This window comes from Ensifer sp. ENS09 (genome assembly GCF_014852425.1).
Taxonomy (GTDB): domain Bacteria; phylum Pseudomonadota; class Alphaproteobacteria; order Rhizobiales; family Rhizobiaceae; genus Ensifer.
The window spans coordinates 185,154-197,133 of record NZ_JACVBP010000005.1 but is presented as its reverse complement, the minus strand read 5'-3'; the positions used below and the strand labels follow the sequence as shown (position 1 = coordinate 197,133).

The 11,980-nt window shown below is 64.2% G+C and carries 10 protein-coding genes; 2 read left to right on the top strand and 8 right to left on the bottom strand.

Annotation, left to right across the window (positions count from 1 at the left end; genetic code table 11):
- The first annotated feature begins 142 nt into the window (after window positions 1-142).
- Entirely contained in the window at window positions 143-769 is a 627-nt protein-coding gene (locus tag IB267_RS25495; RefSeq protein WP_192450251.1) for an outer membrane protein, read from the top strand.
- Between the two features lie 75 nt (window positions 770-844).
- Here IB267_RS25495 and IB267_RS25490 read toward each other — a convergent pair whose 3' ends face one another.
- From IB267_RS25490 to IB267_RS25455, 8 genes are all read right to left on the bottom strand, one after another.
- A complete protein-coding gene (locus tag IB267_RS25490; RefSeq protein ID WP_192450248.1) occupies window positions 845-2,374 on the bottom strand; it encodes an FGGY-family carbohydrate kinase in 1,530 nt (509 codons plus the stop codon).
- A 118-nt stretch (window positions 2,375-2,492) separates the two neighbouring features.
- Window positions 2,493-3,311 (bottom strand): class I fructose-bisphosphate aldolase, encoded by an 819-nt coding sequence (locus tag IB267_RS25485; protein ID WP_192450533.1) that lies wholly within the window; start codon window positions 3,309-3,311, stop codon window positions 2,493-2,495.
- A complete protein-coding gene (locus IB267_RS25480; protein WP_192450245.1) occupies window positions 3,308-5,056 on the bottom strand; it encodes a glycerol-3-phosphate dehydrogenase/oxidase in 1,749 nt (582 codons plus the stop codon). The genes IB267_RS25485 and IB267_RS25480 overlap by 4 nt, the downstream gene beginning before the upstream one ends.
- A 12-nt stretch (window positions 5,057-5,068) precedes the next feature.
- Entirely contained in the window at window positions 5,069-6,064 is a 996-nt protein-coding gene (locus IB267_RS25475; protein ID WP_192450242.1) for an aldo/keto reductase, read from the bottom strand.
- Window positions 6,061-7,071 (bottom strand): sugar-binding transcriptional regulator, encoded by a 1,011-nt coding sequence (locus IB267_RS25470; RefSeq protein WP_192450239.1) that lies wholly within the window; start codon window positions 7,069-7,071, stop codon window positions 6,061-6,063. Before IB267_RS25470 ends, IB267_RS25475 begins: the two co-directional genes overlap by 4 nt.
- A 2-nt stretch (window positions 7,072-7,073) precedes the next feature.
- Window positions 7,074-8,063 carry an ABC transporter permease gene (locus tag IB267_RS25465; RefSeq protein WP_192450236.1) on the bottom strand — a complete coding sequence of 330 codons (990 nt, stop codon included), beginning with the start codon at window positions 8,061-8,063 and terminating at the stop codon, window positions 7,074-7,076.
- A 28-nt stretch (window positions 8,064-8,091) separates the two neighbouring features.
- Window positions 8,092-9,633: a sugar ABC transporter ATP-binding protein gene (locus IB267_RS25460; RefSeq protein WP_192450233.1), complete on the bottom strand. Its 1,542-nt coding sequence runs from the start codon at window positions 9,631-9,633 to the stop codon at window positions 8,092-8,094.
- A gap of 59 nt (window positions 9,634-9,692) precedes the next feature.
- Window positions 9,693-10,721, bottom strand: coding sequence for a substrate-binding domain-containing protein (locus IB267_RS25455; RefSeq protein ID WP_034805587.1), 1,029 nt, complete (start codon window positions 10,719-10,721; stop codon window positions 9,693-9,695).
- Between the two features lie 235 nt (window positions 10,722-10,956).
- On the opposite strand from IB267_RS25455, the gene IB267_RS25450 reads away from it, so the two are divergent.
- Window positions 10,957-11,943 carry a substrate-binding domain-containing protein gene (locus IB267_RS25450; protein WP_192450231.1) on the top strand — a complete coding sequence of 329 codons (987 nt, stop codon included), beginning with the start codon at window positions 10,957-10,959 and terminating at the stop codon, window positions 11,941-11,943.
- Window positions 11,944-11,980: the final 37 nt, after the last annotated feature.

Genomic DNA, 11,980 nt, shown 5'->3' with positions numbered 1-11,980 from the left:
AAGTTGCGCAATGTTGATGCAATCCGCGAGGCCGACAAAGGCGGTGTACCGTCCAAACATGGCCATCTCGCCCCGAAGGTGAAGCGCGCATGGGAGGACGCAAGCGCCACCAAGGCGCGTTTCCTATGCACGGAGCAACAAAATGCGGCAGTCCAGCAAGCTTTTCATCTGGTCGGGTCTTACCCTCCTCGCCCTCTGCGGCGCACAATCGTCCCGGGCGGCTGATTTCTCCGCCCCCACCTATCAGGACCCGCCAGCCTTCAGCTGGAGCGGTGCCTATGTCGGCGCCCATGGCGGCCTTGGCTTTACCGGCAGCCCCAACCCGTTCGCCGACCGCAACGGCGTCGCACTCGGCGTCCAGGCCGGCTACAACATGCAGGCCGGACCCGGCATCGTCGGCGCGGAAATCGAAGGCTCCTATCTTGGCGACACCGAGCACAAGGTCAATGGCGGCAAGCTCAAGGAGAAATGGCGCGGCGCGATCAAGGCGAAGGCGGGTCTCACCTTCGACCAGACGCTTGTCTACGGCACGGCCGGTTATGCCATGACCAGCTACAAGAAGGGCGGCGACGTGCGTAACGACGTCGGCTTCAAGGGCGGCTATCTGCTCGGCGCCGGCGTGGAGCAGGCCTTTGCCGGCGGCCTCTCCGCCAAGCTCGAATACAACTACATCACGACGCCGGATGTCCGCACCTACACGAGTTCCGGCTCCAGCGAGAAGGACATCAACAGCCACGTCATCAAGGCCGGCATCAATATGCGTTTCTGACGGGTCAGACGGTTTGTGGCGGCGCTGCAACGTTCCTCCCAGCAGCGCCCCCACAGATCGATGCCCCTACCTTGATCACTCCGCCGCTTCCCGCGCCGATCGCTCGGGCGTCGCCATCCGACGCCAGATCGGCGCCATGGCGGCGGCGATCTCGCCGTAAAGCGCAAAGCGCCTGTCGTAATGCGCGGCAAGTGCCGGGTTCGGCCGGTAGTGGCGCTCGGCCCTGACCATCGCCGCCGCGCCGGCGGAGATATCAGCGAAAAGGCCGATGCCGGCGCCGGCCGTGATAGCCGCACCGAGCGCGCCGGTCTCGCGCGAACGGGCGACGGTGACCGGCACGTCGAGCACGTCGGCGAAGATCTGTGGCCAGATCAGGCTGCGCGATCCGCCACCCGAAAGGACCGCATCCTCGAAGCGCGCGCCGGCCGCGCGCAACGCCGCGATATGCTGGCGATGGCCGAAGGCGACGCCTTCAAGCAAGGCGCGGACAAGATGCCCCTTGCCGTGCCAGCCTGCAACGCCGTAGAAGCCCGCCCGCGCGTTGCCATCCTGCTGCGCGCCATAGAGGAACGGATGATAAAGCGGATCATCCGCGGCCGGCGTGATCTCGGCGGCCAGCTGGCAGCAGAGATCGAAGGGCGACCGGCCGTCCTTGCCGTCATGCGGGAAGAGTTCGCGCACCAGCCATTCGAGATTGGCGGCCGATGTCGCACTCGCCTCGATCGCCATGTAGCGCTCGCGGTCGAAGGTCGAAGACATGAAGAGCGGGCGCGAAAGATCCGGCTGATCGATGATCACCTGGTTGATGCTCCAGGTGCCCGCGATGATCGAGGCAGCGCCTGTGCGGGTGACGCCTGAGCCGATCGCCGAGGCGACCACATCGAAGAGCCCACCGACCACAGGTGTTCCGGCAGCCAGACCCGTCTGCGCCGCCGCCTCTTCGGTGACGCGTCCGACGATATCGGCGCTTTCGGCGAGATCGGGCAGCAGCGCCATGTCGTCGCCGAGACCATAGGCCTTCATCAAAACCGCATCGTAGCGCCGACCGGCGACATCGAGCAGACCCGCGCCGCTCATGTCCGAGACGTCGCTGACGCGCGCGCCGGTCAGGCGATTGACGACGAAGTCCTTGCAAAGAAACACCGTGCCGATCTTTGCAAACTGCTCCGGCCGATGGCGCTTCAGCCACGCAAGCAGTGTCGGCGTTTGGGACGGCCAGGGCTTCTGTCCGGCGATCGGATAGGTTCGCTCGCCGACACCTGCGGCCTGCCACTCCTCGACGAGGCCAGCGGCGCGCGTGTCGAGCGACTGGATGCCGACAAGCGGTTCCCCGTCTCGATCGAGCGCATAAAGTCCGTTGCCGTGCCCGGCGCAACCGATCGCGGCGATCTCGCTGGCATCAATGCCGGCGTGCTCGATGCAGGCGCGGATTACCACCTTGGCATGGCTCCACAGTTCGCCGAGGCCACGCTCGACGTGGCCGGGCATCGGCACGTGGCTGTGCCCTTCTTCCGCAGCCATCGCGATCTCGTTGCCGTCGCGATCGAAAAGTACCGTCTTGATCACGGTGTTCCCGGCGTCGATCCCGAGCAGATATTTACCCATTGCCGAACCCCTCCCAAGGTCCATAATTCCTTTGCCCGAACGCCGCCGGTGTCCTCACAGCGGCAGCGTTCCTCTTGCGCCGGAGCATCGCTTATGAAGCGGTTCCGGTTGAGCGATTTCAACCGCGCTGGTAGAGCGCGTAGGCTTCTTCGCCGCTGACATCCTCGTGGATAATCGCCATCAGGCCGCGCACGACGGCGCTCGGATTGGCGTGCTGGTAGATGTTGCGCCCATAGACCATGCCCATTGCGCCCTGGCGCATCAAGGCCGCCGACTTGTCGAAGACGGTGCGCAGATCCTCCTTGCCGCCGCCGCGCACCAGAACCGGGCAGCGCGCCGCCTCAACGACCCGGTGGAAATCCTCGGCGTTGGTGGTCGGGTCGGCCTTGACAATGTCGGCACCCATTTCGCGCGCAAGCCGGGTCAACGTCACGATTTTCTCGGCGTCGCCATCGACCATGTAGCCGCCATGCTCGGTGACCGGCTGCATCACCAGCGGCTCGATCATCAACGGCATGCCGTACTTGTCGCAATCGGCCCGCACGCGCGAGATGTTGGCGACGCATTGGCGGAAGAGATCGGGCTCGTCCGGCAGCATGAACAGGTTGACGACGACGCAGGCCGCATCCATCGCCAGCGCGCCGATCAGCGGCTCGGCTTCGTTCTGCAGCACGGCCCACATGTGCCGGTGGCGGATGCGGTTATAGGGATTGCCCATGTCGAGGCGCATCACCAGCGCCGGCTTGTCCTTGCCCGGTACCTCCTGCAACAGATCCGACTGGCCATAGTTCATCTGGATCGCATCCGGCGCGGCCGCAACCAAGGCCTTGACCACGGCGGACATGTCTTCCAGCCCGTTCAGGAAGGACGGTTCGTTGCAGACGCCGTGGTCGATCGCCACGTCGAGGCAACGTCCACCGCCGAACAGACGGTTCATCCGGACCTTGCTGTTGTTTCGCATAATGCACTCCTTTGTTCGTTCCGTACGGATAGGGTTTCCTCGTCGACGCCATGGCGCTCGGCGAGAAGAGTAAGAAATCGCTTACGCTCGGCAGCGACGCGTGGCGGCGACCATTGCCTTTCGATGGCAAGCAGAGCGAGCACCGCGTCCACTATGTCGAGCGAGAGCGCGCCGGTGATCGCAAGCGTCGTGCGGCGCAGCAAAAGGTCGTCGAGGTGTTCGGCGGCTTCGTTGCGGATCAGATATTGCAGCTCGCGCGCGGAGTAATCCGGGTGCGGCAAGGCATGGTCGGCACCGCCGGCGATGAAATCGGCGACGTCGCGCGCGCCCGTTCCATAGCGGACAAAAAGCACGCGCAAGCGCTCCCGCGAAAGCCCGGTGGCTGCTGCGACATCGTCGATCCACCGGTCGCGGTCGGCGGGATAGTGCTGCCCGCCACCGATGGCGCGCTCGCCAGTGCTGACGCGGCGCTGCCGTCCAAGCCGTTCCAGGGTGAGGTCTGCCGCCATTTCGCCGAAGGAGCGGAACGTTGTCCATTTGCCGCCGATCATGCAGAGCACCGGCGGGCCGCCGTCGGCGCTCTCCACGAAGGTGCAGAAATGGTCGCGCGGGATGCGTCCGGTAAAGCTGTCCTGGCTTGTCGGCAGCGGCCGGACACCCGAAAACTGGAAGACCACCTCTTCCGGTCGGATCCGGATATCGGGTAGGACGAAGGCGAGCGACTGCAGGATGTAGTCACGCTCGTCGGCTTCACAGCGCACGGTTTCGGGATCATCGACACGAATGTCCGTCGAACCCACCAGCACTTTGCCGAGATAAGGAAAGAGGATGCAGATGCGCCCATCCTCGTTCTCGTAGTAGATCATGTGGCCGTCGAGCGCGTCCATGAGCTTGGCATTGTCGATAATCAGATGCGAACCCTTGGTGCCGCCCATCAGCGGCGCCGGCTTCGAGGTCGAGGGGAACAGCGCGCCGTTGGCGATGTCGATCCAGCCGCCGGTGGCGTTGATGATGAGGCTGGGCTCGATCGCAGCGACCGCGCCGGTGACGCCGTCCTTCAGTTCGTAGCGCCCGGGTGCGGCCAGCGTCAGTTCCGTGTAGTTCAGCGCCTGGGCGTGAGAACCGGCTGCAAGGCCGTCCTTCAAGAGTTCGATGCCGAGGCGCTCCGGCTGGCTGACCCAGGCGTCGTAATAGGTGGCGGAACTGTTGATGTCAGGGTTGAGCGCCGGCCAGCGGGCAAGCGTGGCGCGCCGCCCGCGAAAGGCGTGCTTGGGCATCAGCGCCCGCTTGCGCGTCAGGAAATCATAGATACCAAGGCCCATCTTGACGGCGATGGCGCCGCGGCGGCTTGGCCGGCGTGTCAATCCCAGGAAGCGCACCGCGCCATTGGCAAGGCCCGAGAAGATGTCGAAGATCGGCACGGTCGTCGGCAGCGGCGCCACGTAATGCGGCGCGTTCTTCAGCAGCCGGTCGCGCTCGACCAGCGATTCCCTGACCAGGCTGAACTCGCCATTTTCGAGATAGCGAAGTCCGCCATGCACCATGCGCGACAGTGCCGCACTGGCGCCAGAACAGTAGTCGTGCTTCTCGACGAGCAGCACGTTCACCCCTTGCAGCGCCAGTTCACGAAAGACGCTGAGGCCGTTGATGCCGCCGCCGAGGACGCACACGTCCACCTTCGGGCTCTTGGCGAGCCCGTTGAAAATCTCTTCCCGGTTCATGATGGCAGTCCGTTAGCTGTCCATGTTGACGAGCGTCGCGGCGATCGCCGCGTCGATCCCCTTGAGATCGTCTTGATCGAGCCGGATCGTCCCGGCCCGTGCATTATCGAGTGCCTGCGCCGGATTGCGCGCGCCACACAGAGCGAAAGTCACGCCCTCCTGCGCAAGCGTCCAGGCGATGACGATCTGCGCGATCGTCGCGCCATGTTTCTCTGCGACCGGCCGGATCGCCTTGGCAAAGGCCGCGACCTTTTCGCGGTTGCGGACCGAAAGGCGCGGATTGTCGCGCCGCTGGTCGTCGCCGGAAAACACCCGCTCCGGTCCGATCCCGCCGGAGAGAAGCCCGAGCGCCAGCGAGGAGTAGCTCAGCGTCGCAACACCGTTGCGCCGCGTCAGCGGCAAAAGCTCCGCCTCGATCTCGCGATCGATCATGCTGAAGCGCTCCTGGATGGCATCGAGCCCGCCGATCGCGATGTACTGTTCCAGCTCGCCGCGCCCGACATTGCTGGCGCCGATTGCCCGGATTTTGCCGGCCTGGCGCAACTCCTCGAGTGCAGCCATCGTTTCCTCGATCGGCGTCGTCGGGTCCTGCCAGTGGGTGATGTAGAGATCGATGTAATCGGTGCCGAGCCGCTTCAGGCTCTGCTCGACTTCATGGTGGATGGCATCGCGGCCGAGGTAGCGATGCACCGGCTTGCCGTCCTGATCGAAGAAGTGCCGTCCCTTGTCCGTATGCCAGACGAGGCCGCATTTGGTGGCGATGATTGCCTTGTCGCGGCGGCCGGCCAAAGCCTTGCCGACGATTTCTTCGGAGCGGCCGAGGCCATAGGCCGGTGCCGTATCGATGAGCGTCACGCCGGCGTCAAGCGAGGCCTGGATCGCTGCGATCGATTCCCACTCGTCCGTTCCGCCCCACATCCAGCCGCCGATCGCCCAGGTGCCGAGCCCAACGGCCGAAGCCGTCACGCCCGATCGGCCGATCTCCCGCATCAATTGATCCCCGCTCATACCAGAAGTCCCTTTTCTTGTGCCATGGCGAGCACGCGCTCGCCGGTCGCCTCGTCCGTCACCAGCGTGTCGAGGTGGTGCCCCCGCATGACGCTGAGGATCGGCCCGGCCTTGTTCGGTCCGCTCGCCACGCCGATCTTCGTCGGGATCGAAGCGAATTCCTCGAGCGTCAACGACACCAGCGAACGGTTGAGGCTGTAGTCACAGACCTGGCCCTTATCATCGAGCAGATGGGCGAGCAGCTCGCAGCTTGCGCCAGAGCGCTCGATCGCCGCCCGGTCGGTGCTCGAGGACGGGTGCAGGTCGTAGTAACTCGAATCGTCCGAAAGGATCGAACCGATGCCGACGACCGCCACCTTCGCCTCGCGCGCCCGTCCGAAGACATCGGCCACCGAGCGCATATTGATCAGCATCGCCCGCTCGGCGGCACTGTCTGCAAAGAGCGGCGCGTGGATCTGGAAGGACCGCCCGCCAAGCCGATCCGCCATCATCGTCGAGACGTGGTTCACATCCGTATAGTGCTTGCCCTGAACGCAGCCCGTTCCGGGGATAACCTCGACATCGAAGCGGCGCGGCGCCTGCAGCCCGGCGACGACGGCGCTGACGCCCTTGCCGCCGGTGATGCAGATGGTGTCGCCATCGCCGATCTCCTCGAGCAGCAGCCGGGCCGCCGCCTCGCCGACCGCCTGGAGCGCGGTCTGCTGGTTGTCCGAGACGGTGGGTACCACGATCGCCCGGCGGATGCCGCCGATCGCAAGCAGTTGCTCTTCCATGTCGACCAAGGGCTCGATCGGCGACTTGATCTTGATCTCGACCAGACCGAGCTGGCGACCGCGCTTGATCAGCCGGTTGACGGTCGGCTGCGAGATGCCGAGGCGGTCGGCGATCTGCGACTGGGTCAGCCCTTCAAGGAAGTGCAGGACGAGCGCCTGGTGCATCTGCCGCGCGACGACGAGTTCTTCTCGCGCGGTTGGAGCCTGGGACAAAATGGGTTTGGCAATCGGCATGGTCAGGCTGCCTTCCGCTTGTGCAGCAAGTGGTCGATGGAAACGGCAGCCAAGAGAATGCAGCCTTTGATCATGTCCTGCCAATAGACGGAGACGTCGAGCAGGATCAACGAGCTGGTGACGACCGATAGCAGGGCCATGCCGAGGATGGCGCCGAGGATGGTGCCGGAGCCGCCGTTGAGCGAGGCACCGCCGATGACGGCTGCAGCGATGATGTTGAGCTCCATGCCGACGCCGAAGGTGGGGGTCGCGGCACCGAAGCGCGACATGTAGATGACGCCGGCGACACCTGCGAGCGTCGAGCACAGCACCGTCACCCAGAACTTCACCTGCTTGGTCTTGATGCCGGAATAGAGCGCCGCCTTCTCGTTGCTGCCGGTATAGAACACCTTGCGGAAGGCGGTCGCCCGGCGCAGCAGGAAATCAAAGAGCACGACGACGGCGACGAAGATAAGGATCACGTAGGGCACGCCGTGGAAGGTGCCCTGCCCCACCGCCTTGAACGACGCCGGCAGCGTGAAGAGCGACAGCGGCGTGCCCTTGGTAATCACGAGGCAGAGGCCCCGCACGATTACCATCGCCGCCAGTGACGTGATGAAGTGATTGAGCCCGACGACGGTGACGAAGAAGCCCATGATCATGCCGATCATGCTGCTGGCGAGGATACCGACCAGCGAGGCCGTCCAGGGATCGACACCGGCGAGGAACAGCGAGCCGGCCAGCACCATGGCGAAGCAGACCACCGAACCGACCGCAAGGTCGATGCCGCCGACGATGAGCAGGATCGTCATGCCGACGACGACGATGCCTTCGACCGAGAAGCTCATCAGCATGGCGCGCATGTTGCCAAAGGTGAGGAAGTGCGGCGAGGCAAAGCTCATGACGATGCCGAGCGCCAGGATGATGGCGATCAGACCCGCCTCGCGCATCGTGCCGATGCGTTTCCAGGCCGGCGCCTGTGCTTGCGTTGCAACCATCGTATCAACAGCCATTTCCGCCTCCCCGGCTCTGTCAGTTCTTTCAGGCGACATGATCCACCATCCGGCCGGCCTCGGCCGTTTGCGTCACCCCTGAGGCCAGGCGGATCACCGCCTCCTCACTCATGTCCGTATCATCAAGCTCGCCGGCGATCGCGCCTTCGCGCACCACCAGCACACGGTCGCAAAGTCCGAGCAGTTCCGGCAATTCCGACGAGATCACCACGATGCCGATGCCGGTTTCGGCGAGCTCTCGCAGCAGCCGATGGATTTCGGATTTGGCGCCGACGTCGATACCGCGCGTCGGCTCGTCCATCAGGATCACTTGCGGGCGAACGGCAAGCTGCTTGGCGATCGCCACCTTCTGCTGGTTGCCGCCCGACAGCGACGAGACGGGCATATCGATGCCGCCCATGCGCACGCCGAGCCGGCGCACGAAATCGCGCGCGAGATCAGCCTCGGCCCTGGAATTCAGCAATCCGATCGGCCCGGTCAGCGTCTTCAGGTCAAGCACGGAAATGTTCTGGGCGATCGACAGGTCGACAAAGACGCCGGAGCCCTTGCGATCCTCCGAGAGGTAGACGATGCCGGCATCGACCGCATCGCGGTAATTGCCGATGCGCTGCGGCTTTCCGCGCAGCGCAATCTCACCCTTCGACTTGGCCCTGAGGCCACAGATTGCTTCGGCAATCTCGGTGCGACCGGAACCGATCAGGCCGCCGATGCCGAGGATCTCGCCGCGCTTCAGGTCGAAGGAAACGGTGTCGATGCGGTCGCCGTCGCTCAAGGCCCGGACCGAGAGAATGGTCTCGTCTGAGCGCGCCTCCGGCGCCTGCTTTTGCGGATAGAGCTGGCTGATCTCGCGGCCGACCATGCGGCGCACCACGTCGTCGGCCGTCACGTCAGCGATCTTCTCGGTGACCACATGGCGGCCATCGCGAAACACAGTGACGCGGTCGCAAAGCGAGAAAATTTCGGCCATGCGGTGGCTGATATAGATGATGGAAATACCAGCGGCCTTGAGATCGCGGATGATGGCGAACAGCGCCTGCGCCTCGGCTTCCGTCAGCGCCGCGGTCGGCTCGTCGAGGATCAGTACGCGGCAGTCGAGCGTCAGCGCCTTGGCGATCTCGACGAGCTGCTGGCTGGAAATGGCAAGGTCGGCGACCTTGCGGCGAACGTCGATCGGCGCCAGCCGGTTCATCACGACCTGGGCTTCGCGTTCGAGCGCGCCGTAATTCATCAGCGGTGAACGCCGGCGGTTGGTGGCTGCCATGAACATGTTTTCCGCCACCGTCGCATCCGGGCAGAGCGCGATTTCCTGGTGGACGAGGCCGATGCCGAGCGTCTGGGCGATGGCCGGTGAGGCGATCTTCACGGGCGCTCCATCGACCAGCACCTCGCCGTCATTCGGCTGCAGCACCCCGGCAATGATGTTCATCAGCGTGGATTTGCCGGCGCCATTTTCGCCGCAGAGTGCGTGGATCTCTCCCCGCTCGAGGCGAAAATCCACCTCCGTCAGCGCCTTCACCGCACCGAAATGCTTGGTGACGCGCCGGACCTCCAGAACCGGTTGTGCTGTCATGCTGTCCTCCACCCGCAGTCCTGGCTGCCCGGAAACGCCCGGGCAGCCAATTCACGATCTTACTCGTCGATGCCCTTGGTGCCACGACGCTTCAGGTACTTGTCCCAGTAGAAGTCATCGGCATTTTCGGCGGTGACGATCGAAAGGCCGTTGTCGACGAAGGGGATGCTCATCGGATTGAAGCCGGAACGCTTGGCGTCGTTCATCGGGTCGATCAGTTCCGGGTGCTTGGCCATCCACAGGAGCATGAAGCCCATGTAGCCCTGCATGCCCTGGTTCGGGTTGATCGAGCCGAAGACTTCGCCGGCCTTGATCATGTCGAGGATGTTGGCGTTGACGTCGGCGCACATGACGAGCACCTTCCCACCGCTTTCCTTGCTGGCCTGGGCCGCACCGATTGCGGAGTTGGCTTCCGGCATGAACACTGCGCCAAGGTTCGGATTGGCCTGGATGAGGCTCATCAGGCCCTGATAGGCCTTGTTCGGATCCTGGTTCGAGGCGGCGCGACCAACGAGCTTCATGTCCGGCCATTTCTCAGCCATGCGGTTGACGAAGGCGGTGATGCGCTTGTCGTGGTTGTCCTGGCCGGGGTTTTCAAGCACGGCATATTCGCCCTTGCCGCCCATCTTCTCGGCGATCGCGTCGGCGGCATAGATGCCTTCGCGGGTGTTGTCCGAGGTGATGAAGGAGACGCGCTTCGACAGCGGCGAGTCCGCCGCGAAGGTCACAACGGCCGTGCCCTGGTCGATCGCCCGGTTGATCGGCTCGATGAACGGATCGGAGTTCATCGGGTGTACCAGAATGCCGGCCGGGTTCTGGGCAAGCGCCTGGTCGAAAGTGGCGATCTGCTTGTTGACGTCATATTCCGGCGTGCCGGTATATTCGGTCTCGCAGCCGAACTGCTGGCCGGCCTGCTTGAACATTTCATAGACCGGGAACCAATATTCGACGCCGGATACCATGACGTTCATGACGTATTTTTCGCCAGGCTGGCAGCGAAACGGGTTCGCCGTTTCGGCACTTGCCGAACCTGCCCAAAACGAAGCTGCAATGACCGCCAGAGCGGTCGTGCTGAGAAATTTGCGCACGCGTCCTCCTCGAGGCCGAAGCCCCTCCCAAAAACCGATAGGGCCGTTTGCTTGCGGCCGCTGAATGTATGAGTTTGCCGGAACTCCTCCTCGACTTCCGACTATTGCGATTTAAGCCGCGGACTCAGCTTCTGTCAATATAATTCATGGCATGAATAATAATTCATGCGCGACGTGGAAAACCTTGGATCTGGTCCTTCAATCAGCTGTCACGGAGACCCCTTAAAGCGCGGTCATGGTTACCCTGCAACAGATCGCCTTTCATGCCGGCTGCTCGCTGGCGACCGTCTCGCGGGTGCTGAAGGGCGAAGGTCCCGTCAGCGACGAAATGGTGCGCCGCGTGCGCCGGGCCGCGGCCGAACTCGGCTACCGGCAGCCGCTGGCCACGGGCCGTGCGACCAACCGCAGCCAGCCGGTCGTCGGTGTGCTGGTGCCAAGCGTCACCAATCCGGTCTTCGCGGCATCGCTCGGCGGCATCCAGCATCGATTGCAGGCCGCAAACCATGGCGTGCTGATTGCCCAGTCAAACTACGATCCCGCACTCGAGGCACGCGCCGTGCGCTCGCTGCTCGAACAGCGACCGACCGGTCTGATCCTGACGCTCTGCGACGCCAAGACCAGCGAGGCGCTTTCGGCGGCGCTGCCGCCGACGGTGCTTCTCAACAACCGGCCGGTCGCCCGCTTCGCCGCCGCCGTCACCGTCGACAATTACCGGGCGGGCTTCGAACTCACCCGCCACATGCTCGACCACGGTCATCGCCGCATCCTCGTCGTCTCCGGCCACTTCCGTTCGTCCGACCGGGCGCGCCTGCGCTACGACGGATATTCCGCCGCCATGAGAGAAGCGGGTGTCCAGCCGATGGAAGCCGTCGAGATCCCCTTCGTCGACGGCTACGAGAACCCCGACCTCGCGACGGTTCTAACGCAGCACCGCCCGACGGCGATCATCGCTTCCAACGATCTGCTGGCGCTCGGCGTGATCGCCGCGCTTCGGCGCGAAGGTCTTGCCGTACCGGACGATGTCTCCGTCGCCGGCTTCGACGGCATCGCCCTTGGCCGGCTGATGACGCCGGCGCTAACCACCATCTCGATGCCCGATGGCGACATGGGGCTTGCGGCGGCCGCGCTGCTGCTCGATATGGCGGAGAACGCGTCGGTCTGCCGCCATCTCAATCTCGACTGCCGCCTTTATCCAGGCGGCACGGTTCGCCACCTCGCCTGAGCAAACACGAAAACGCCGCCCCGAGATTTCCCCGGGG